Origin of the sequence: Pleomorphomonas sp. PLEO (assembly GCF_041320595.1) — a bacterium.
Classification (GTDB): Bacteria; Pseudomonadota; Alphaproteobacteria; order Rhizobiales; family Pleomorphomonadaceae; genus Pleomorphomonas.
In genome coordinates, this window is sequence record NZ_CP166625.1 from 135283 (window position 1) to 158186 (window position 22904).

18 protein-coding genes are annotated in these 22904 nt (G+C 63.7%); 6 read left to right on the forward strand and 12 right to left on the reverse strand.

Features of this window, described 5'->3' with window-relative positions; all coding sequences use genetic code 11:
* Nucleotides 1–837, reverse strand: coding sequence for an EamA family transporter (locus AB6N07_RS00570; RefSeq protein WP_370675894.1), 837 nt, complete (start codon nucleotides 835–837; stop codon nucleotides 1–3).
* 185 nt (nucleotides 838–1022) lie between these two features.
* On the opposite strand from AB6N07_RS00570, the gene truB reads away from it, so the two are divergent.
* The 5 genes from truB to AB6N07_RS00595 all read left to right on the forward strand — a co-directional run bounded on the left by truB (nucleotide 1023) and on the right by AB6N07_RS00595 (nucleotide 6002).
* Complete coding sequence (gene truB / locus AB6N07_RS00575) at nucleotides 1023–1934, forward strand: tRNA pseudouridine(55) synthase TruB (RefSeq protein WP_370675895.1); 912 nt, start codon at nucleotides 1023–1025, stop codon at nucleotides 1932–1934.
* A gap of 236 nt (nucleotides 1935–2170) precedes the next feature.
* On the forward strand, nucleotides 2171–2440 hold the full coding sequence (rpsO, locus tag AB6N07_RS00580) for a 30S ribosomal protein S15 (protein WP_370675896.1): 270 nt from the start codon (nucleotides 2171–2173) through the stop codon (nucleotides 2438–2440).
* A 284-nt stretch (nucleotides 2441–2724) separates the two neighbouring features.
* Nucleotides 2725–4857: a polyribonucleotide nucleotidyltransferase gene (pnp, locus tag AB6N07_RS00585; RefSeq protein WP_370675897.1), complete on the forward strand. Its 2133-nt coding sequence runs from the start codon at nucleotides 2725–2727 to the stop codon at nucleotides 4855–4857.
* Between the two features lie 250 nt (nucleotides 4858–5107).
* Entirely contained in the window at nucleotides 5108–5383 is a 276-nt protein-coding gene (locus AB6N07_RS00590; protein WP_370675898.1) for a hypothetical protein, read from the forward strand.
* Between the two features lie 295 nt (nucleotides 5384–5678).
* On the forward strand, nucleotides 5679–6002 hold the full coding sequence (locus AB6N07_RS00595; RefSeq protein ID WP_370675899.1) for a hypothetical protein: 324 nt from the start codon (nucleotides 5679–5681) through the stop codon (nucleotides 6000–6002).
* A 9-nt stretch (nucleotides 6003–6011) separates the two neighbouring features.
* On the opposite strand, the gene AB6N07_RS00600 is transcribed toward AB6N07_RS00595, so the two are convergent.
* The 7 genes from AB6N07_RS00600 to AB6N07_RS00630 form a co-directional block, all read right to left on the reverse strand.
* The gene (locus AB6N07_RS00600) at nucleotides 6012–6953 is read right to left on the reverse strand and encodes an ABC transporter permease (protein WP_370675900.1); all 942 of its coding nucleotides are present in this window, start codon (nucleotides 6951–6953) and stop codon (nucleotides 6012–6014) included.
* Nucleotides 6950–7999 carry an ABC transporter permease gene (locus AB6N07_RS00605; protein WP_370675901.1) on the reverse strand — a complete coding sequence of 350 codons (1050 nt, stop codon included), beginning with the start codon at nucleotides 7997–7999 and terminating at the stop codon, nucleotides 6950–6952. Before AB6N07_RS00605 ends, AB6N07_RS00600 begins: the two co-directional genes overlap by 4 nt.
* Complete coding sequence (locus AB6N07_RS00610; protein WP_370675902.1) at nucleotides 7999–9516, reverse strand: ABC transporter ATP-binding protein; 1518 nt, start codon at nucleotides 9514–9516, stop codon at nucleotides 7999–8001. Before AB6N07_RS00610 ends, AB6N07_RS00605 begins: the two co-directional genes overlap by 1 nt.
* Nucleotides 9513–10928 carry an amidase gene (locus AB6N07_RS00615; RefSeq protein ID WP_370675903.1) on the reverse strand — a complete coding sequence of 472 codons (1416 nt, stop codon included), beginning with the start codon at nucleotides 10926–10928 and terminating at the stop codon, nucleotides 9513–9515. Before AB6N07_RS00615 ends, AB6N07_RS00610 begins: the two co-directional genes overlap by 4 nt.
* Before the next feature lie 8 nt (nucleotides 10929–10936).
* The gene (locus AB6N07_RS00620; RefSeq protein WP_370675904.1) at nucleotides 10937–11917 is read right to left on the reverse strand and encodes a BMP family protein; all 981 of its coding nucleotides are present in this window, start codon (nucleotides 11915–11917) and stop codon (nucleotides 10937–10939) included.
* A 156-nt stretch (nucleotides 11918–12073) separates the two neighbouring features.
* Complete coding sequence (locus tag AB6N07_RS00625; RefSeq protein ID WP_370675905.1) at nucleotides 12074–14479, reverse strand: hypothetical protein; 2406 nt, start codon at nucleotides 14477–14479, stop codon at nucleotides 12074–12076.
* 97 nt (nucleotides 14480–14576) lie between these two features.
* A complete protein-coding gene (locus AB6N07_RS00630) occupies nucleotides 14577–15608 on the reverse strand; it encodes a LacI family DNA-binding transcriptional regulator (protein WP_370675906.1) in 1032 nt (343 codons plus the stop codon).
* A 317-nt stretch (nucleotides 15609–15925) separates the two neighbouring features.
* Between AB6N07_RS00630 and yicI the strand changes: the two genes are divergently transcribed.
* The gene (gene yicI / locus AB6N07_RS00635; RefSeq protein ID WP_370675907.1) at nucleotides 15926–18244 is read left to right on the forward strand and encodes an alpha-xylosidase; all 2319 of its coding nucleotides are present in this window, start codon (nucleotides 15926–15928) and stop codon (nucleotides 18242–18244) included.
* 101 nt (nucleotides 18245–18345) lie between these two features.
* On the opposite strand, the gene AB6N07_RS00640 is transcribed toward yicI, so the two are convergent.
* The 4 genes from AB6N07_RS00640 to AB6N07_RS00655 form a co-directional block, all read right to left on the reverse strand.
* Nucleotides 18346–19413 carry an ABC transporter ATP-binding protein gene (locus AB6N07_RS00640; protein ID WP_370675908.1) on the reverse strand — a complete coding sequence of 356 codons (1068 nt, stop codon included), beginning with the start codon at nucleotides 19411–19413 and terminating at the stop codon, nucleotides 18346–18348.
* Nucleotides 19410–20237: a carbohydrate ABC transporter permease gene (locus tag AB6N07_RS00645; RefSeq protein WP_370675909.1), complete on the reverse strand. Its 828-nt coding sequence runs from the start codon at nucleotides 20235–20237 to the stop codon at nucleotides 19410–19412. The genes AB6N07_RS00640 and AB6N07_RS00645 overlap by 4 nt, the downstream gene beginning before the upstream one ends.
* A complete protein-coding gene (locus AB6N07_RS00650; protein ID WP_370675910.1) occupies nucleotides 20234–21136 on the reverse strand; it encodes a carbohydrate ABC transporter permease in 903 nt (300 codons plus the stop codon). Before AB6N07_RS00650 ends, AB6N07_RS00645 begins: the two co-directional genes overlap by 4 nt.
* Before the next feature lie 218 nt (nucleotides 21137–21354).
* Complete coding sequence (locus AB6N07_RS00655; RefSeq protein WP_370675911.1) at nucleotides 21355–22584, reverse strand: sugar ABC transporter substrate-binding protein; 1230 nt, start codon at nucleotides 22582–22584, stop codon at nucleotides 21355–21357.
* Nucleotides 22585–22904 lie beyond the last annotated feature (320 nt).

Genomic DNA, 22904 nt, shown 5'->3' on the forward strand with positions numbered 1-22904 from the left:
TCAGAAAAGGCGGAGGGCCGCAACGCCAGCCATGACAAGACAGGCGGCGGCGAAGCGTCGCCCGCCAACCTTCTCGCCGAACACCAGGCGTGACAATATCAGAGCAAACACGATCGATGTCTCACGCAGGGCGGCAACTGGTGCCACCGGCGCGCGCGTCATGGCCCAGAGCGCCACGCCATAAGAGAGCGTGGTCGCAGCACCCCCCACCAAACCGAGACCAAGCGTACGCGCATTGAGGCGCGGGCGAGCGCCGCCGGCAAGCGCCAGCGCGACAGTGACCACGCCGGTCAGCACGGCGAGCAGCAGTGCGTAGGCGATGGGGGATCCGGAAAGGCGCACACCACTGGCATCGACGAGTGTATAGGCGGCAATGACCATGGCGTTGCAAAGGGCGGCGATGACGCCGGTGGTGGCTAGAGGCTGCTGCCGGAAAGCGCCGAGGGCGAGCGCCACGACACCGCTCGAAATAAGACCGACCGCCAGCCATTGTCCACCAACCAGTACCTCACCGAAGAGGCTAGCTCCGGCAAGTGCCACGACCACCGGCGCCGCACCGCGCATCAGCGGATAGACAAGGCTCATGTCGGCCACGCGATAGGCACGGGCGATCAACAGGTAATAAACGCTCTGAAGCAGTACCGAAGCACCGACGAAGGGCCAGCTTTGAGGAGCCGGTAGCGGCAGAAACGGCAGGACCATCGCCGCGACGAGCCCGGCACCGATGGCCACTGATATCGTCATGGCGAGTTTGTCGGCGGCACCCTTGACGAGAACGTTCCAGCCAGCATGGACGAGGGCGGCCGCAAGGACGGCGGCAAAGACGCCGAAAGACATATGAACTCCAGGAGATTCGCCGGGAAGCGGCGGCTCCACCTTTCCATACCGGTATGGCTGCCGCAATCGTCCAGGCCTTGCCTTCCTCTGGTCGCCGGTGTACGAGCGCGCCTTCCGGACGCATTGTCCGCCGCATTTTCGCCGCGTCGGGTTCTATCCCCGGTCGGCGCAGGCAGGATTCAAGTATGGCACGCAAGAAAAAAGGCACGGTCCACGGCTGGGTGGTGCTCGACAAGCCCTTTGGCATGACCTCGACGCAGGCGGTCGGCGCCATGAAGCGTATCTTCGGCACGCCCAAGGCGGGGCATGCCGGCACGCTGGATCCGCTCGCCTCGGGTATGCTACCGATCGCCCTGGGGGAAGCGACCAAGACCGTCCCCTACGTGATGGATGGCGACAAGCTCTATCGCTTCACCGTGCGTTGGGGCGAGGAGACGACGACCGACGACGCCGAGGGTGAGGTGTCTCGCGTTTCCGACCACCGGCCGACCGCCGAAGAAATCCAAGCCGTGCTCGGCGAGTTCGAGGGCGAAATCCTGCAGACGCCGCCATCCTTCTCGGCGATCAAGGTGGATGGAGAACGCGCCTATGATCTGGCCCGCGCCGGCGAGATCGTTGAACTCGAAGCGCGACCGGTGACGGTACACCGGCTCGACCTGATCGACTGCCCGGATGCCGACACCGCCATCTTCGAGGCCGAGTGCGGCAAGGGCACCTACGTGCGTGCAATCGCCCGCGACATGGGGCGTCGGCTCGGCACCGCCGGCCATGTCATCGAGCTTCGACGGCTCATCGTCGGTCCATTCGGCGAGCAGGACATGGTAAGCCTCGAGGCACTGCAGGCAGCGCTCGAGGCGGACGGCGACGCGCTGACCCTGTTGACCCCAATCGAAGCCGCCCTGGCCGATCTGCCGCAACTCGACGTTACCTCCGACCAAGCAATCCGGCTCAGAAACGGCAACCCGGTGCTGCTGCGCGGACGCGACGCGCCGGTCGAAGAGGAGGCGGTCGGCGTGTTCGAGCGCGGCCGGCTGATCGCCCTCGCCAAGGTGGAGCACGGCGAGCTGAAGCCGGTGCGCCTGATTCTACTCGACTGATATCAAGTCGCAAATTTCCTGCCTGCCTTGGTGGCAGGACAAACCGCCAATCGGAATATGGGAGGCGTTTCCAACGCCCCCCAATATCGAGCCGCTTGGCCGGCTTCGGATTGTCGCTGGCTTTTGAACACATTTTCCTGTAAAGAGGCCGCAACCTGATGACACAGGTTGTACCGACCCGGCTGGACGACATCCCGGCCGGGCCATTTTTGTTATCCAACGACAAGGAGTTCCCGATGTCGATCACTGCCGAGCGCAAAGCCGCTCTCATCAAGGAATACGCCACCCTCGAGGGCGACACCGGTTCGCCGGAAGTCCAGGTGGCGATCCTTTCGGAGCGCATCGCCAACCTCACCGAGCATTTCAAGAGCCACGTCAAGGATAACCATTCCCGCCGTGGTCTTCTGAAGCTGGTGAGCCAGCGTCGCCAGCTTCTCGACTACCTGAAGCGCAAGGAAGCCGGGCGTTATACCGCGCTGATCGGCCGCCTCGGCCTGCGCCGCTGACGGACCTTTCCGGGGGACGGGCGGTTCGCTGCCCTCCCCCTTTCGCCGCTCCGGCCCGCCGGGGTGGCACCAGTTTCCCCCCGCCCTGAGACGGGAGCGTGGGGTCCGCCCGCAGAAGCGGGCAAGAACGACAGGCGCCGTCGCCCCGCCGGGGCGAGCGCCGCTCCGGCGTGTTCCGCACCCTGGGGCAGGATTGCCAGACGCTCGCCCCGAAATCCGGGAGGAGCTTCTCGTCGTCTTGCCCGTGGGCCGCGCGCCGGAACAGACAAGAACGGAATAAACGCATGTTCGATATCCAGAAAGTCGAGATCGACTGGGCCGGCCAGAAGCTGACCCTCGAGACGGGCCGTGTCGCTCGCCAAGCCGATGGCGCGGTGCTCGCGACGCTCGGCGAAACGTCGGTCCTCGCCACCGTCGTCTCTGCCAAGCAGCCGAAGGCCGGCCAGGACTTCTTTCCGCTGACCGTCAATTATGAAGAAAAGGCCTTCGCTGCCGGCAAGATCCCCGGCGGCTATTTCAAGCGCGAAGGCCGTCCAGCCGAGCACGAAGTGCTCACCTCGCGCCTGATCGATCGTCCGATTCGCCCTCTGTTCCCTGATGGCTACAAGTGCGACACTCAGGTGATTGTCACCGTGCTCAGCCATGACATGGAGAACGCGCCTGACGTCCTCGCTCTGGTCGCCGCTTCGGCTGCGCTGACCATCTCGGGCGTTCCTTTCATGGGTCCGGTTGGCGCTGCCCGCGTTGGCCTGATCGAAGGCGCCTACGTGCTCAATCCTCCTGTTGACAAGATGGTCGACAGCAAGCTCGACCTCGTCGTCGCCGGTACCGGTGATGCCGTGCTGATGGTTGAGTCCGAGGCTCAGGAGCTCGACGAAGACACCATGCTCGGCGCCGTGATGTTCGGCCACCGCGGCTTCCAGCCGGTGATCGACGCCATCATCCGACTTGCCGAGCGCGCCGCCAAGGAGCCGCGTGAGTTCGCCGCCCCCGACGTTTCGGAGATCGAGGCTGCCGTTCTCGCCATCGTCGAGAGCGACCTCCGCGCTGCCTACAAGATTACCGCCAAGCAGGAGCGCTATGTCGCCGTTGACGCCGCCCGCGCCAAGGTGATGGGCGAGCTGTTCCCCGAGGGCGTGGAGCCGAAGTTCGACAAGGAAAAGGTTGCCAACGTTTTCCACGACCTGCAGGCCAAGATCGTCCGTTGGAACGTGCTCGATACCGGCCTGCGCATTGACGGTCGCGACCTCAAGACGGTTCGCCCGATCGTGGCCGAAGTCGGCGTTCTGCCGCGCGCTCACGGTTCGGCGCTGTTCACCCGCGGCGAGACGCAAGCCCTCGTGGTTGCCACGCTCGGCACCGGCGAGGACGAGCAGTATATCGAAACGCTGGAAGGCACCCGCAAGGAACGCTTCCTGCTCCACTACAACTTCCCGCCCTTCTCCGTTGGTGAGACCGGCCGCATGGGTTCGCCTGGCCGCCGCGAAATCGGCCATGGCAAGCTTGCCTGGCGCGCCATTCATCCGGAGCTACCTGCTCATCACGAGTTCCCCTACACCATCCGTGTGGTGTCGGAGATCACCGAGTCGAACGGCTCGTCGTCGATGGCCACCGTCTGTGGCTCGTCGCTGGCGCTGATGGACGCCGGCGTGCCGCTGAAGGCGCCGACCGCCGGCATCGCCATGGGCCTCATCAAGGAAGGTGAGCGCTTCGCGGTGCTGTCCGACATCCTTGGTGACGAGGACCACCTCGGCGACATGGACTTCAAGGTTGCCGGTACGGCGGCGGGTATCACCTCGCTGCAGATGGACATCAAGATCACCGGCATCACCGAGGAGATCATGAAGGTCGCTCTCGCCCAGGCCAAGGGTGGCCGCGAGCATATCCTCGGCGAGATGTCCAAGGCACTGACCGGCGCCCGCTCGTCGATCGGCGAGCATGCGCCGCGCATCGAAGTGATGAAGATCAACCCCGACAAGATCCGCGAAGTGATCGGTTCGGGCGGCAAGGTCATCCGCGAGATCGTCGAGAAGACCGGCGCCAAGATCGACATCCAGGACGATGGCACCGTCAAGTTCGCCTCTTCCGACCTCAAGGCGATCCAGGCCGCCATGAATTGGGTGAAGGGTATTGCCGCTGAGCCGGAAATCGGTGCCGTCTACGAAGGCACCGTGGTGAAGTGCGTCGACTTCGGCGCCTTCGTCAACTTCTTCGGCACCCGCGATGGCCTCGTCCACGTCTCCCAGCTCGCTGCGCAGCGCGTCCAGAATGTCAAGGACGTCGTCAAGGAAGGCGACAAGGTGTGGGTCAAGCTGATGGGCTTCGACGAGCGCGGCAAGGTCCGCCTGTCGATGAAGGTGGTCGATCAGGCCACCGGCCAGGAAATCAAGCAGGAAGCTGAGCCCAAGGCCGAGTAACCTCTGGTCTCAACCAAAGATTTTGCCGGCCGGCGCAGGACATCCCGCGCCGGCCGTTTTTATTTGTGACCTCAGTCGCCGGCGAGCTTACCGGTGCCTAGCTTCCGCGCTTTGCGGGCACCGGAAGCCGTTCGCAGCGTGTGACGATCGTCAGTTTGGAGCCGTCCGCACTTGACAGCGGGCCGTCGCTGGCTCTTGATGCGCGCCGACGAACGCGCCGCGAAGACGGCCGCATCCAGGACGCAACTACATGCTGGTCAAGACCGACGATCTGCCCCACGAGGTTCGCTATACCAAGACCGACGCCGTCATCTCGGCGGTCGGCGCGACGCTCTTGATCGTCTCTGAGATGTTGGGTGCCATCGTCGCCTTTGCCTGGGCGGTCGGCAGCATGCTCGGCTTCGGCGAGACGCCGATCCTGATTTTCGTCGGCGTGATGTCCGTTCCCGGCCTGGTGCTGTCGGCGACGCTGACCCGCCGCATCCTGCGCGTTGAGCATTCCCTACGCGACAGCGGCAGCTTCTGATCCTTACCACAGCACATGGTCCTGACGACGGGCGTGGCGGTTGCCGCGCTTTTTGTCGTTTACCCTGCGATACCGGAGCGGACGACGGGCTTACGTTCTTTCCAGTACACGCATGACGATTAGTTTTACTCAAGTCGATGGATGACCCTTTGGGAGTAGCAGTTCCGACTATGTCGGCAACCATTCGCTTACCCAAAGCTGCGCTTTGGTCGAATCAATCAAATGTCCACGTTGTCACAACGCAAAATCATGATATTTCCAGGGATGTAGTGTGGCGTTGCGGAAGGAGAGAACGATGAAATTTCCACGTGAACTCATCGCTCGAGTGGACGCTAGCCTTGTTCGGAGCCAGACAGCACAATGTCCGGTGGATGGCCTCGACGAGATAGCCACCGTGGCGCTCGGCCTAGCCAAAGGCGACCATGACGTAGCGCGCGGGCTCATCCTCAACGATTTTGAAGACTGGCTGTCGCGCACCGGGCGCCTGAACTCAAGCTACAGCTTCGCGAGCTATCCCCAGTTCAGGAAGGGAAAGCGGCGGGCAAGCCTGTTCGGCGCTCTCGCTTGGACTTATCTGCTCCCCAGGCGCACCCTTTCCATCCATCGATACGCCGCGTGAGGCGAGAGCTCAACGCTCGCCACGACGATAAGGCTGCATCAGCGCCTGCGGCACGTGGGCGCGCCGCGCCATGACGCAGAGTGCGACGATGGAGAGGATGTAGGGCGTCATCAGGAAGACCTGATAGGGAACGCCGTCCACTGCCGTCTGCAATCGCAACTGGAAGGCATCGAAGAAGGCGAACAGCAGCGCCCCGAACAGCGCCCGTCCCGGTCGCCATGAAGCGAAGACGACGAGGGCAATGCAGATCCAGCCGCGCCCCTGTACCATGGTCGGGAAGAAGCTGTTGAAGGCCGACAGCGTCAGGAAGGCGCCACCAACCGCCATCAGCGCCGAGCCGACGATCACCGCGCCGTAGCGCACCGCCATGGGATTGACGCCCTGAGCTTCGGCGGCGTGCGGATTTTCGCCGGTCATGCGAATGGCGAGGCCGAGCGGCGTGCGGAACACCACATAAGCGAGCAGCAGGGCGAGCAATATCGCCAGATAAGTCGGCGGCGTCTGGGCAAAGAGAGCCGGGCCGACAAAGGCGAGGTCCGTGAGGCCGGGAATGGCGATCGGCTGAAACGGCACTATGGTCGGCGGCGAACTGGCCAGCGGTACAATCAGGCGGAAGAGATAATAACTCAAGCTCGAAGCGAACAGCGTGACGCCCAAGCCGGAGACGTGCTGCGAGAGACCGAGCGTCACGGTGAGCGCGGCGTGCAGCAGGCCGAAGGTGGCGCCGGCAAGCGCCGCGACAAGAAGGCCCGTCCATAGATCGGCACCGTGGTAGACGGCTAGCCAGCCACTCATGGCGCCAAAGGTCATGATGCCTTCAATGCCGAGGTTGAGAACGCCGGCCCGCTCTGAAAGCAGGGCCCCGAGGGTCCCGAAGATCAGCGGCGTGGCGATCCGGAGTACCGCTCCCCAGAGACCGGCCGAAGCGACGATGTCGAGGACAGTGCTCATCGGCGTATCCTGTACTGGGCGAAGAACACCGCCACCAGCATGGTAATCAGCGACAAGGCGACGGTGACATCGGCGATGTAACTGGGGATCTTCAGCGCACGGCTCATGCCATCGGCACCGACGAACATGGTGGCGGTGAACAGCGCCGCCAGCACGACGCCCAGCGGATGAAGGCCGGCCAGCATCGCGACGACGATGCCGGAATAGCCAAAGCCCGGCGAAAGATCGGTGGTGACGTAACCCTTGACGCCCATCACCTCGACAGCACCGGCCAGACCGGCAAGGCCGCCGGAAACGCAAGCGACAAGAAGCAGCGTCCGGGCGAGCGGTACCCCGGCAAACACGGCGCCCTCGGGGCTGAGACCGGCGGCGCGCGACTTCAAGCCGAACACGGTTCGGCTCTGCACGAAATGGACGACAAAGGCGAGGATGAGGGCAATGCCAAAGCCCCAGTGCAAGCGAGACCGGAACACCAGCTTCGGCAACATCGCGACGTCCGGTACGGACTGGCTCTGCGGCCAGCCGAACGCCAGGGGATCTTTCAGTGGTCCGTCGATCAACATGGAGACGACGAGCACGGCGACGAAGTTGAGCAGCAGGCTGGTCACCACTTCGTCGACCGAAAACCGCAGCCGCAGCCATAAGGGAATGATCAGCAGAATCATGCCGGCGAAGGCGCCAGTGATCAGCAGCAGCGGGATCGACAAATAGCCGGGGGCGTTGCCCAAGAGCTTCGAGCCGACGGCGGCAACGGCAATGGCGCCGAAGTAGAATTGGCCCTCGCCGCCGATGTTCCAAACGCGGGCGCGGAAGGCAACGGCGGCGGCAAGGCCGGTCAGCATCAAGGGTGTCGCCCGTGTCAGCGTCTCGGTGGCGGAGAGACGCGAACCGAAGGCGCCAACCAGAATGCGCCAATAGGCCTCCAGCACCGGTGCCCCGGCGGCGGCAATCAAGATGCCCGACAGCGCCAAAGCGGCTGCGACGGCGAGAAGCGGCGTGACAATGATCAGAGCGAGTGGCCGGTGTTCGCGGCGTTCGAAGCGCATCAGGCCGCCTCTTTCTTCCAGGCACCGGCCATCATCAAACCGAGGGCGCGCGCATCCACCTCATCAGCCGACACCGGTGGCGACAGACGCCCGCCAACGATGGCCTGGATGCGATCGGCAAGGCCGATCACCTCATCGAGGTCTTCGGAAATCAGCAGCACGGCAGTTCCCGCCTTTCTGGCGTCGAGGATGCGGGCATGAACGGCGGCAACGGCACCCTCGTCGAGGCCACGCGCCGGCTGGGCGGCAATCAGGATGGGTGGCCGCTCGGCCAGATTCCTGCCGAGGATCAGCTTCTGCATGTTACCGCCCGACAGAAGACGCGTGCGCGTGAGCGGGCCACCACCGCGCACGTCGAAATCGCGAACGATCCTATCGGCAAAGGCAACGGCGGCCCTGCGATCCACAAGGCCACGGCGGGAAAAGCGTGGCTCGTCGATGCGTTCCAGGACGGCGTTTTCCCAGACGGTCATCTCGCCGATTGCCCCTTCGTGGGTACGATCCTCCGGAATACGGCCAATGCCGACGGCAACGGTATCTGCGACCGATAGATCGCCGATCGCCTCGCCATAGAGCAGGATGTCGCCCGAACTGCGGGCAAGCGTTCCGGACAGCAGACGGGCAAGCACCGTCTGGCCGTTGCCTGAAACACCGATGATACCGAGCACCTCGCCGGCATGCAGGCGGAAGCTGACCTCTTTCAAGCGATCGACGCCGTCGATGCGCACTGAAACGGCCGCGGCTTCGAGGACCGCCTCACCGCGCTGGTGCGCCTCGCGCACCGGGCGGGCAACCCTATGGCCAACCATCAGTTCAGCCAGTTCGGCCTTCGAAGTGTCGGCCGACCGACGCTCGGCGACGACCTTGCCGCCGCGCAGCACGACGACGCGATCGGCGGTAGCCATCACCTCGTCGAGCTTGTGCGAGATGAAGATCAGCGACAGGCCTTGGCGGGCCATTTCCTTCAGTGTGGCAAACAACGTCTCGGCTTCGAGGTTGGTCAGCACCGCCGTCGGTTCGTCGAGGATCAGGATGTGGGCGTCGTTGTAGAGCGCCTTCAAGATCTCGACGCGCTGTTGCTCGCCGACCGACAGATCGCCGAGCCGAGCGTCGGGATCGACAACGAGACCAAAACGCTCGGCGAGTGATTTCAGCTTCGTCCTGGCCCGCCCGGTCTCCGAGCGGATGGACCACAGCCTCTCGGTGCCGGTCATGACGTTTTCGAGCACCGTCAGATTGGGTGCCAACGAGAAGTGCTGGTGCACCATGCCGATACCGGCGTGGATGGCGGCACGCGGCTTGCCGGGCGGCAGATCGGCACCCTCGACACGGATATGCCCTTCATCGGGCATGTAGTGGCCGAACAGGATGCTCATCAGCGTGGTTTTGCCGGCGCCGTTCTCGCCGAGCAGGGCAACGATCTCACCCCGCGCAAGGGTCATCGAGATGGCGTCGTTGGCCTTGTTGTCGCCGAAACTCTTGCTGACGCGATCGATCTCCAGAACCGTTTCGGTCATGACGGCAATCCCGCGACGGGGAAGCGATGTTGCCAGCGATCGTCCTGTTCGAGCATCGCCGCCAGCGAAAGCAGCTGACGGTCGGCTCCCAGCGGGGCGAACATCTGCACGGGCAATGGTAAGCCGTCGGCATCGGCGCCGAAAGGCATGGTCAGCGCCGGGAAGCCGGAGATGTTGCCGAGTGTCGCAAGTGGCGCCAGGGAGATCATGCGGTTGAGATGAAGATCGGTATCGTCATGATCTGAGGGGAAAGAGGCGATCGGCGGTGGCGCCGTGGCCAGCATCGGCGCGAGCAAAACGTCGACCCGGTCGAACAACCGCCAGAGATTGCGCGACACCAGAACGCCGGCCGTCTGTGAACGCCAGAACGCGGCCGCGGAAAGGGCCCTTCCCCGCTTTGCGAAGGCCTGTGTCATAGGCTCCGTCAGCGAGATGTCGATGCCATCGGTTTCCGAGAGAGCCGCCAGATTGGTGGCCACGAGGTCGTAGAAGAGGCGCGCCGAAGCCGAAGCCATGGTCGCAACATCTGACCAGGCGATTGGAACCAGCCGATGACCAGAGGCTTCGAGAAACCGGCCAGCCGCCTCGATGGCGACGGACCGCTCGGGAGTCGTCGGGAAATCTGGTCCTGTCTCCGAAAGAAGGGCAATCTTCAGAGGACCAGCCTTCGGCTCGGCAAGGGATACATCCGCGAACGGTCCCCTTGTTTTGCCGGCAACGACCGAAAGCAGGCTCGCGCTGTCTCTCACGCTACGCGACACGCAGAGTTCAGAAGCTATACCGCCGAGATGGTTGCCGAAGGCGGGGCCGGCCGGCATGACACCTCGGCTGGGCTTCAGCCCGACGAGGCCGCAACAGGCAGCCGGCACACGGATGGAGCCGCCGGCATCGGTCGCGTGCGCAATGGCGACGATGCCCGCAGCAACGGCCGCCGCCGCGCCACCCGACGAGCCGCCGGGTGTGCGCATGGAATCGAGCGGATTGCGGGCGAGCGGACCAATCTCCGGCTCGCTTGCCAGAGACAGACCAAATTCCGGTGCCGTCGTCAGGCCGAACGGCAGCAGACCGGCGACACGGAAGCGGCCTCCGAGATCGGAATCGGCGGCGTCGGGCCGATGACGAGCGAACAGCCGCGAGCCGGCGACCACCGGCAGCCCGGCAAACGGACCGCCAAGGTCCTTGGCAAGCGTCGGCACACCGCCGAATGGCCTGCTAGAAAACCGGTCGGGATCGGTTCGGTGCTCTTCATCGGCCGCCGCCGCTTCGCGTCGACCAAGGTCGGCGTCGATATGGCAAAGCGCACCGAGATCGGAGCGCGATGCGGCAGCGGCAAGTGAGGCCGCCATGGCCTCGCTTGCCGTGAGACGCCCAGTGCGGATCGCCTCGGCCAGCGCTGTCGCGTCGCCTTTCATGAGCCGGCTTACTTCGGCTCAGCGGTGTCGCGCGGCACCTCGAAGGCGCCGGACTTGATCTTCGCCCGCACCTCTTCCATGGCCGCCTCGGCATCGGCCGGCGCCACACCCTTCACATAGGCGATATCGCTGCCGCCTTCCTTCATCAGGCCGAAGGCGGTGTAGTCCTTGCCCACCGGCTTGCCAGCGGCCGCGTCGGCAATGGCCGCGTTCAGGATCGGCCGGAAGCCCCACAAGGCATTGGCAAACACCGTGTCGGGATAGCGCGGTGTGTAGTCGATCAGCGAACCTACCGCCTTGATGCCACGCTCCTTGGCGGCGTCCGCCGTGCCGATGCGCTCGCCGAACAGGATGTCGGCGCCGGCATCGATCTGGGCAAGGCCGGCCTCGCGCGCCTTCGGCGGGTCAAAGAAGGTGCCGATGAAGCTGACGAGGTGCTTCGCCTGAGGATTGACGGCTTTGACGCCGGCCGCGAAGGCGTTGATCAGCATGTTGACTTCGGGGATCGGCATGGCGCCGACCGAGCCGACGACGTTGGACTTGGTCATCTTGCCGGCCAGCATGCCGGCGAGATAGGCGCCGTCATGGTTCCAGGTGCCGAAGACGCCGAAATTACCGCCGGCCGCCGCGCCCGACGAGCCGAGCACCAACGCCGTATCGGGATAGTCGGCAGCCACTTGGCGTGCTTCCTTCTCGACCGCGTAGGCCTCGCCGATGATCAGCTTGTTGCCGGCTTCGGCATATTCGCGCATGGCGCGCGCATAGTCGGTTCCGGAGACGCCCTCGGAGAAGGTGTATTCAATGGCGCCCTCAGCGGCGGCGTCCTGCAATGCCTTGTGCAGGCAGGAGTTCCAGGCGTTCTCCACCGGCGAGGCGTGGATGCCGGCGACCTTCAGCGGCGTAGCGGCGCGTACCGGCAGGATGAAGCCACCGACGCCGAGCGCAAGGCCCGACGCCAGCACGGCGCGGCGGGAAAGACGATAGTCCATGGTGGTCCCCTCTGGCTTTTTGATTGTGTTTTGAAAGGCGTACCAGTGCCCAAAATTTTGTCAAGTTACCGCAAGACACAAAATTGGGCACAAGAAACAGCCGGTGCCGAGGAGTATTACCTCTGGATGTGAGGCATCTAAAATACGCGCCAGGACTCACCCGACACGGATGAGATCGAGAGCACGAATATCAGCCTCATTCCGCGCCCCGCTCATGCCGCCGGGGCTGATGTAGGTTGCGTTTGACGCAAGATAACTCATGTTGAAAAAATCATCGATCTCGACGCGATAGCGGCCGGCCGGAAGGCGTATCGACAGCGCCGTCGAGCGGCGGAGCGGATTGACCGGCGTCATGTGCGGCATCTGGACGATGCCCGAGGCGACGAGCTGCCCCTCGGCATCGAGTACTTTTATCCTCTTCACGGCGTTGGTCACGCCGGTCTGGATGTGAAAGCTATGGTTTCGATAAAGGAGCGCAAGTCGATAGTCGCCAGCCTCACGCACGGCCAATTCGGGAAAGACGATGCGATCATCCCGCCGCTCGACATTGGCGCTATCGATCCCGATGGTCAGGACCGCGCCTGCCTCGATCGCCGCTTCCCGTGACGGGTGCGAAGCATTGCCACTTTCGGCAAAGCGCGCGACGACGCGATAGGCGCGACGGATGCCAGGGTGAAGCGGAACGGGGTCATGCCAGATCTGATCGGCGAGATCGGTCGCCGCCGCCACTCCGTCCCGCAGCACGGTGAAGAGGAGAGCATCACGCCGGCCGGAGCGCGGGAGCTGCCCCTCGAAATTGAGCCGTACCCGCCCATCCTCAATGACGAGATCGGTGATCACCGGCTCGCGGGGCGAGAAGATACGCGGATCGTCATGCGTGACGGCTTCGACGACGGGAATCATTGAAAGGCCGGCGTCATCGGCAACCAAATCGCCAAAGACCACTTCGACAAGATTGTCGTCCCGCAACTGAGCGTCGTCGATGAGACCCGATATCGGCGCGCCGTTAAGGCGCACTTCGCGCAAGGCGTAATACCCCTGCCCGGCGGCGCGCGGCGGCAAGTTGAGCGCGATGGCGATCCGCCGACCATGGTGCACGAGGCCTTGAAGTTCGGCCCTATCATCGCCGAGCCGATCGCGGACGTGGGCCGAGAGGAAGGGCACGAGGCGAAAACCGCCTGCCTCCGGCCGATAGCCGAAGATGGCCGTCATCGCCATGCCGAGATAGCCGCCGACCGACCAGAGCTGACGCGCCGAGGAGATGCACGGACCGTCATCGAACCATGTGCGGCCGGTCAGCCATTCCTGGTTCTCGACATTGTCGAGATTGAGCGCGGCGGCTCGCACCAGCGAATCGAAGGCATGGTCGAAAGCAGCGACGGCTTCCACCTCGACGGCGGCCTGGAGTTCGTAAGCCGTGACGAACGGCCAGATGGCGCGGTTGTGGTAGCAGAAGATATCCGGCTGAGCCGGGTAATAAACCGGCACGCCGAAGGGAACGTGCGGATAGGTCGAGAGGATCCGTCGCGCTCGGCCGTGATCGGCGACGCCGGTCAGGATCGCCAGGGACAGGCCCAGCATGTCGAACTTTTCAACCGGCTGCGCCGGACTGTCGGGCGTGGTGATCGAAGCGTAGAGCCCCTTCGCTTCGACCCAGAAGCCGCGATTGATGGCCGCCCTGAGATCGGCGGCCCAGACGGCGTAGCGGTCCGCTATCGCCTGATCGCCGCGCTCGGCGGCAAGATGGGCGGCGAGATCGAGTGCCTTGAAGTGACAAACGTTGGTGGAGAGCGCCTTGGACTTGGCGATGGTGGTGAGGTCGCCGATCGCCCAGGGGGCGTAAGTCTGGTCGCGCCAGTCGAGGAAAGACTGCTCGCCACGATAAAGACCGTCGGCGGGATCGAAGGCGGCGAGACGATCGGCCTCAATGGTTCCCGACAGCGCGCGGAAGGCGGTGTCGGCAAAGTTGGCGCGGCCATCGCCGTGAAGGGTATTGAGCAGCGCCTCGGCCCCGAAGGCCCAGGAGACGCGATCGGTGCTGACTGGCCAGCTGCCACCAGAACCGGTATCCTGAACGATCTGCAGGCTGCCGGCCGGAAGTCCCTCCGGCAGGGCGAGACCGTCGCGAAACGGGCTCACCTTGTAGAGAAGCGTGGTGGCAGCCCGATCAGGGTCGAGCGCGGCAAGACCGAGATGGGTGGCGTAGGACACGTCGCGCGTCCAGACATAGGTCCACTTCTCGCCGGTCTGAAAGCATTCGCAGGGGATGGGCTCGCCATGGCGATAGGCACCGTCGCGGATCGATGAGACGGCGTTGAGCCGGGCATCGTCGACCGCCTGGGCAAAGAGCGCATCGAACAACGGCGAGCCCGTCATCGTCCTCGGGTCGGCGGGCCGTTCCTCGATCCGCCTGGACCGCGACGGGTTGTCGCGTCGAGCGGCCGTCGTGGTCAGTTCGAACACGCGATTGCCATTGAACGCGCCAATCCTGACCTCGACCGTTTCATCGCGCCCGGAGGGCTCGGTCGGATAGGGCGGAAAGGACAGACTTTCCTCGCGCATGGTCGTCTCCGGAAGCGGGCGAATCGGCTGCCGACGCCCTTTACCAAGATCTACGCCTGTCCGTCGCCATCCGGAACGGCGGTCGCGCTTGCCGGCGTCAGCCGACGTGGAAACCATCGCTGTCGCGTCCGACCAACTCCCACGGCCAGATCTCCTGGATCAACGCGTTGCCATAACCTTCGGCAAAGCGCGGCATCGAGGCAAGCAAGGCCTGAGCGAGGCGCCGGCCAAGGCCATAGAGATCAATCCGGAAGCAGGTGAGCGGCGGCGCCATGAACTGGGCGATGGCAGTGTCGGCCGAGCAACTGAGGATGGCCACGTCATGACCTGGCTGTCGGCCGGTTTCGGAGAGGTAGGAATAGGCGCCAACCACGGCTCGATAATGTGGGAAGATCACCGCCGTCGGCGGCTCGGCCATGGCGAGAAAATCGGTCATCGCCTTGTAACCACCTTCCTCGTGCGTGTCCGTCTTGATCATCAGAGCTTCGTCGACAACGAGGCCGTGGCCGGCAAGTTCACGCCGGAAGGCGTCCTGGAGCATGCTGTCGAGCCGGTAGCCGGGATCGCCGGTCACCAAGGCGACGCGGCGATGACCGAAGCCGACGAGACGGTCGATGGCGGCGCGCATGGCAAAATCGAAGTCAAGGTCCATCCAGGGATGGGTGCCGCCCGACCACGACCGGCCCATGGTGGCGAAGGGAAAGCCGCGGCCGGCCAGATAGTCGAGGCGCGGATCGTCGTCGCGCGTCTCGGCAAGGATCAGTGCATCGGCCTGCCGGCGCTCGACGATGCGTTTGACGCGGTCGAGCATGTCGAGGTCGGGCTTGTTCAAGTGGATGACGAGGTCGAGGCCGTGCTCGGCAAACTGGTCTTGAATACCGCGCGACAGCTCCATGAAGAACATGGTGTCGGTCTTGGAGGTGAGATCGGTGGAGAGCAGCAGCGCCACGACATTGAGAGTGCCTTGCCGCAGGCTGCGCCCGGCTTGGTCAGGCGCATAGCCAAGCTCGGCGGCTGCCTCAAGCACGCGCTTGCGCGTCTCGGCGTTGACCTCCGGATGACCGTTGAGCGCTCGCGATACCGTACCGATGGAAATGTTGAGATGGCGCGCCAGTTCCTTGATGCCCAATCTCTCATCCTCCGCATCCAGCGCCGGCCACCTTCCAGAGGGGCCAACCACCTGTCGCCCCCGTCTTTCAGCAGAAATCCGGTAGGCGATCAATAGGCGGAACACCCGGTGTCGTCGAGGAAATCTCTCCCGCCACCGGCCGTGGCGGCGAGTATCCCCCGATACAAAAGCCCTTTGACAGAAGGCACCCGCGCCGTTATCGTCGTAAACGTTTACGGAATAGAGGAAGGCCGTAGAATCGCAAGCCCCACGAAGGTCTTGATGGCGGACGGCAAGTGCGTAGCTCCCCCTCGGCGGAGCATCCTGGGAGGAAGACAATGAAGTTCAGCGACGGCAACTGGTTGCTGCCGGCAGGGATGAGCATCCTCAATCCGCACCACGTGCATGCGGTGAGGATTGATGCTCGCAGGGCGGAAATCCTGGCACTCGCCGTACGCGGTCGGGGCCGCGCCGACCAGATCAACGCGCCGACCCTGACGCTGACGCTCAGCGCGCCGATGGAAGGCGTCATCGGTGTGCGCATCGAGCATCACAAGGGGACCGCGAAGCGCGGCCCGGCTTTCGAGCTGTTTCCCGACGAGACTTTCCAGCCGACCATCGTCGATGGCGAGACCACGCTCACCTTCACCTCCGGCGGGCTGACGCTAACCATTTCCAAGGATGGCGACTGGCGAACCGAGGTGACGCGTGGCGGCAAACGTCTCACCGGCACCGGCCTCCGGGAGACCGGCCACGCCAGCGTCGCTGGCGAGCCGCCGCATGTGTTCGAGCGACTCGATCTTGAGGTCGGCACGCTGGTCTACGGCCTTGGCGAGCGCTTCTCCCCCTTCGTCAAGAACGGCCAGAGCATCGACATCTGGAACGAAGACGGCGGCACCTCCACCACGCAGGCCTACAAGAATATCCCCTTCTTCCTGACCAATCGCGGTTGGGGTGTGCTGGTCAACGACCCCGGCCGTGTCGGCTTCGAAGTGGCATCGGAAAAGGTGTCGAAAGTGCAGTTCGCCGTCGAGGGCGAGGCGCTCGAATATTACCTGATCGACGGCCCGACGCCTAAGGCGGTGCTGGAGCGCTACACGCGCCTCACTGGCCGGCCGTCGCTGCCACCGGCCTGGTCGTTCGGTCTGTGGCTGACGACGTCGTTCACCACCGACTATGACGAGGGCACCGTCAATTCCTTCGTCGACGGCATGTTCCAGCGCGACATTCCCCTGCACGTCTTCCACTTCGACTGCTTCTGGATGCGCGGCGTCCATTGGTGTGATTTCGAATGGGACCCAGAGGTGTTCCCCGATCCCCAGGGCATGCTGAATCGCCTCAGGGAAAAAGGGCTGAAGATCTGTCTTTGGATCAACCCCTATATTGCGCAGGCCTCGAAGCTGTTCAATGAAGCGGCCGACAAGGGTTATCTCCTAAAGCGGCCAGACGGCAGCGTCTGGCAGTGGGATCTCTGGCAGGCCGGCCAGGGCATCGTCGACTTCACCAACCCCGAGGCTGTCGCCTGGTACGCCGGACATCTGAAGCGCCTCGCAGCCATGGGCGTCGATGCCTTCAAGACCGACTTTGGTGAGCGCATCCCGACCGACGTCGTCTGGCACGACGGTTCGGACCCCGTGAAGATGCACAACTACTATCCATTCCTTTACAACAAGGTGGTGCACGACGCGTTGATCGAAGCCTGCGGCGAAAGCGTGCTGTTCGCCCGCTCGGCCACCGTCGGCGGCCAGCGCTTCCCGGTGCACTGGGGTGGCGACTGCTATTCCGACTATCCGGCCATGGCGGAGACGCTGCGCGGTGGCCTTTCCTTGGGTCTTTCGGGCTTCGGCTTCTGGAGCCATGACATCGGCGGCTTCGAGAACACCGCCGAGGCCGACGTCTACAAGCGCTGGTGTGCGTTCGGCCTGCTGTCCAGCCATAGCCGTCTGCATGGCTCGAAGTCCTACCGGGTGCCTTGGCTGTTCGACCAGGAAGCGGAGGCGGTGCTCCGCGACTTTGCACGGCTGAAGTGTTCGCTGATGCCCTATCTCTATGCCGCCGCCGTCGAGGCGTCGGTTACAGGCGTTCCTGTGCTTCGGGCCATGCTGCTGGAATTCCCCGACGATCCGGCAGCCGAGACGCTCGACCGCCAGTTCATGCTGGGATCGTCACTGCTCGTCGCGCCGGTGTTCGATAAGGATGGCGAGGTCGCGGTCTACCTGCCGGCGGGGCGCTGGACGCAGTTGCTCACCGGCGAAGTGGTGCAGGGGCCGGCCTGGCGGCGCGAGACGCACGGCGTCATGAGCCTGCCGCTCTATGTGCGGCCGGGTAGCCTCATCGCCTTTGGCAGCAATAACCAACGGCCCGACTACGACTACACGGACGGCGTCACCTTTGTTCTCTATGAACTTGCCGACGGCGCCAGTGCCACGGCAACGGTGCCGGATTATCGCACCGGTGCGCCGGCCCTGACGTTGACGGTGCGTCGCGACGGTGACGTTCTCACCGCGAAGCCCGACTGCGAGCTTCCCTACGCCCTTCGCCTCTCCGGCATCGGGCACGTTGCCGCCGTCGACGGCAGCGACGACTTCGACCAGCGTTCCGGCGGCGTTACCCTCCGCGCCGCCGGCCCGCTTCGGATCACCCTCCCACCAGCCTGAGACGGTTATGCCGTCTCCATGGCGACGATCCGAAGCAGAAACCCCGGAAGCGCGGCTTCCGGGGTTTTTCTTTGGGATAGCGATACTGGTGAGGTTGTCCTTCAGAGCCGCCGTTCCGTCTCCGCGTCGAAGACGTGCACGCTCGCGTCCGAAAACGCCAAGCCGGCACGGTCGCCACTAGCAACCATCCGGCGGCCGGTTTCCACCACCATCAGCTCCGGCGTCGTCGCCGTGGAAACGAAGGTGGTCGATCCCGTCGACTCGGCGAAGGCAACGGATGCGTCAAAACGCCCCTCTCCCGGAGCCGTCAAGGTCAGGTGTTCGGGCCGAACGCCGATCAGCACCTTGGCGCCAACCGGCGCGGCAACCGGGATCGCCAGAGAGAAGGGCCCATTGCTGAGGTCGATCGCGACCGAGCCGCCCTCGACGACGATCGCCGGCAGGAAATTCATGGCCGGCGAACCTATAAAGCCGGCGACGAATTTGTTTGCCGGCTTGTCGTAGAGGTCGAGCGGCCGTCCCTGCTGCTCGATAATGCCGGCTTTGAGCACAACGACGTGGTCGGCCATGGTCATCGCCTCGATCTGGTCATGGGTGACATAGACCGAGGTGGCGCCGAGCCGATCGTGCAGAGCGCGAATTTCCTTGCGCATATGAACGCGCAGGGCGGCATCAAGATTGGAAAGGGGCTCGTCGAACAGGAAAGCCTTGGGATTGCGGATGATCGCCCGGCTCATGGCCACGCGCTGGCGCTGGCCGCCGGACAGCTCCCGCGGATAGCGATCGAGGAGGCCGGTGAGGCCAGTGGTGACCGCCACCTCGGCGGCGGCCTTCTTCCGTTCAGCCTTCGAAACGCCATGTACCCTCAGCGAATAGGTGAGGTTCTCTTCCACGGTCATGTGCGGGTAGAGGGCGTAGGACTGGAACACCATGGCGACGTCGCGCTTGCGCGGCGGCAGGGCCGTCACCACTTCGCCGGCGATCGATATGTCGCCGCCGGTGATCTTTTCGAGGCCGGCCAGCGAGCGCAGTAGCGTCGACTTGCCGCAGCCGGACGGGCCAACCAAAGCGACGAAGCTGCCCTTGTCGATCGATAGATCGATGTCTTTCAGGGCGTGATAGGCGCCGTAGTGCTTGTTGACGTTGGAGAATTCGATCTGCTTGGTCATTTCAGGGCTCCGGAGGTCAGGCCAGAGACGATGCGCCGCTGCAGCAGCACGAAGGTCGCCAGAATGGGCGTCACGTAGATCGAGGCGAAGGCCATGATCCGGTTCCATTCGTTGGTGTTCGGGCCCATGAATGCGTTGAGGCCAACCGAGCTGGGCTGCAGCTCGATCTCCTGGATCAGCGACTTCGAATAGACGAACTCGCCAAAGGCCTGCATGAAGATAAGAATAGCGGCAACCAGGATGCCGTTGCGGGCGAGCGGCAGCACGATCGACCAGAAGGCCCCAGCGCGCGAATTGCCGTCGACCAGCGCCGCCTCCTCGAGTTCCATCGGCACACTCATGAAGGTGGCGCGCACCAGAACGATGAAGAAGGGCATGCTCTTCGCCGCGATGGCCAGGATTACTGCCGTGCGCGGAAAATCGAGAATGCCGGTCAGCGTGAACAAGACGAAGATCGGCGTGATCATCAGCGAGGCTGGCAACACCTGCAGCATCAGGACGAGGAACAGGCCGACATCGATCCAGACGTTGCGATAGCGCGCCAGCACATAGGAGGCGCCAGTGCCGAGGACGGCGATCAGCGCCACCGAGCCGAAGGCGATCACCGTCGAGTTCCAGAGGAACTGGCTCATGCCCTTCAGCTGGAAAACGAAGGGGAAGATCGACCACTGGGGATCGTCCGGCCAGAAGGAGGGCGGCGTCGCAAACATCTCCGAGCCGGTCTTCAGCGCGGTGATGTACATCCAGTAGAGGGGGAAGAGATAAACGGCGGCGAGCAGCAGCGCGAAGACGAGCAGCAGCCGGTTCTTGGTGGTCTCGCTCATCCTCTTACCTCATGGCGGGTCGACCGGACGTAGTAGACGGAGGCCAGCATCACCACGACGATCATGATGACCGAAATGGCCGCGCCCTTGGCGAAGTCGTACTGTTTGAACGAGAGGTCCCAAGCCCAGTATTGGGCGACGTTGGAAGAGTTGTTCGGTCCACCGGCGGTGATGGCGGCGAACAAGTCGAACTGCTGCAGTGTGAAGATGAGGCCCAGCGAGATCAGCGCGCCGATGCTTGAGCGCATCATTGGCAAGGTGATGGTCCAGAAGCGGGTGAGCGCGCCGGCACCGTCGAGTTCGGCCGCCTCGTAGAGATCGGCGGGGATCGACGACAGGCCGACCGACAACATGATCATGTTGAAGGACGTGCCGAGCCAGATATTGGCAATGATCACGCTCCACAGGGCGAAGGCCGGGTCGGAGCGCCAGAAGACATTGCCGGAGATGATGTGCAGCTGGTGCAGTACGAAGTTGAAGACGCCGAAGTCGCCCGACAGCAGCCAGTTCCAGACGGCGCCGACCACCAGGCCAGGCATCACCCAGGACACCAGAAACAAGCCGCGCAGCCAGGAGGCGCCGGGAAAATTCAACCAGAAGAACAGCGCTAGGGCGAAGCCGAGCAGAAATTGGCCGGCAATCGAAGCGGCGAGGAAGGTCGCCGTGTGGCCCATGATGGGCCAGAATTCTGGCTGGGCGATCAACTGGCGATAGTTGTCAAAGCCGACCCACGGGCGAATGAAGCTGCCAAGGCTGAACATGTCCACGGCCTGGAAGCTCATCACCACGTTGTAGACGAGCGGCACGCCCGACAGCACGATGAGAAAGGCCAGTGGGATGCCGATCAGGCAGAGGTCAAATCCTCGGCCATCGACGAGACTGGAATAAAGGCGTCGCATCGGTCCTCCCCGCATCCGCGCCACGGCAGGCCGCCAGCACGGAGCATCGCCCCTGCCAGGCGGTGCGGTCAACAGAATGTGGTGGCGCCCCGGCCTAGATCGCCGCGGGTCCTGATGGACGCACGACGATCTAGTCTCTTGCTATCGCACCGGATGGTCCGAAAATCGGATTCCACTTTTCGGTCCGATGCTTTGGGCCGGAGCGCCTTTCAAAGAGATCAGCCGAGAATGCCCTTGATGGTCGTGGCGGCCTGATCGAGTGCATCCTTGGGGCTCGCCTGGCCGGTCAGAGCCGACTGGATGGCGTCCTGGATGGCCTTGGAGATCTTCATCCATTCGGGATGCGGACCGCGCGGCTGAGCGTATTTCAGCTGCTCCATGAATACCTTGACGGCTGCGTCTTTCTTGGCGTCGCCGGTCGGCGGTATTTCGATGTTGGCGCGGGCGGCGAGCTGGCCCCAGTCGGGGAAGACGCGCGGATCCTGCGACACGAAATACTCAAGCGCCTTGAAGGCTTCGTCCGGATGCTTGGAGCTCTTGAAGATGGCCCAGTTGAAGTCGCCCATGGCCGACGAGCGGGGTGCCCCAACCTCGGGAACTGGCATGAGCGTCACGCGCCAATCGAATTTCGCTTCCTGCGACATGCGGTTGAGTTCCCATGGCCCAGAGATGACCATGGCTGCATTGCCGGAATTGAAGGTGCCGGTGGAATCCCACTGGCCACGGGTCAATGTGTCGGGCGAGGCGAGCTTCTCATCGAGCAGCGTCTTCCAGATGGTCAGCGCGCGGACAGCTCCATCGGTGTTGATCTTGTCATAGCCGCCGCCGGTCATCTGCGCCCAGGGCAGGAACTGGAAGGTGCCTTCCTCCGAAGCCTTGGCCGAGAAGGCGATGCCATAGACGTTCTTGGCGGGATCGTTGAGCTTGCGGGCGGCGTCGACCATCTCGTCCCAAGTCTGCGGCGGCTTGTCGGGGTCGAGGCCCTTCGCCTTGAACATGTCGGCGTTGTAGTAGAGGGCGATGGTGTTGGTGGCCTTCGGCACGCCGTAGAGCTTGCTGTCCCAGGTAACGGAAGCCAGCGGACCGGGGAAATAGTCTTCCTTGTGAATCACAGCCGACTTGGCGATGCGGTCGGTGAGGTCGAGGAAGACGCCGTGCGAGGCGAAGAGCGCGTGCTCGGGATTATCGATGGCGATGATGTCGGGCGCCTGGCCCGTCGAATAGGCGCGCATCGCCTCCGACGTCACGTCGTCGAAATGGATCTGGCGATAGACGACCTTGATGTCGGGGTTCTTCTCGCCGAACTCCTTGGCGAGGTTGAGGCCCGGCTGCGTCTCGCTGTCCTGGCACCAGATGGTAATGGTGACGGGATCGGCGGCATATGCCGCCATGCCAAGCGTCGCGGCGCCGGCGTAGAGCACCGCTCCCAGGATTGCCGATGTCTTCATGCTCCCTACTCCTCCAGTTGGCCGACCGGTTCCGGCTCGATGATGACCGGCGGGACCGAGAACGGTGAACGGCGATCCGGCAGATTGTCCTGATCTCGAAGAGCCATAACCTACCGTTCGCCATCCATGCCTACCGACATGACAATGACGTCCGGGGCTCTCCAGTCGGGACAGGATTTTCCTCCCTGCCTGCTCGCTTCCGTAAACGTTTACGACGTTATGCGGAAAGGCTCGCAACTGTCAAGACCGCCAGACGTCGGCCAACGCATACGATGACCGATCCATGCCTCATCCGGCCACAAGAACGTCCATCAGCACAG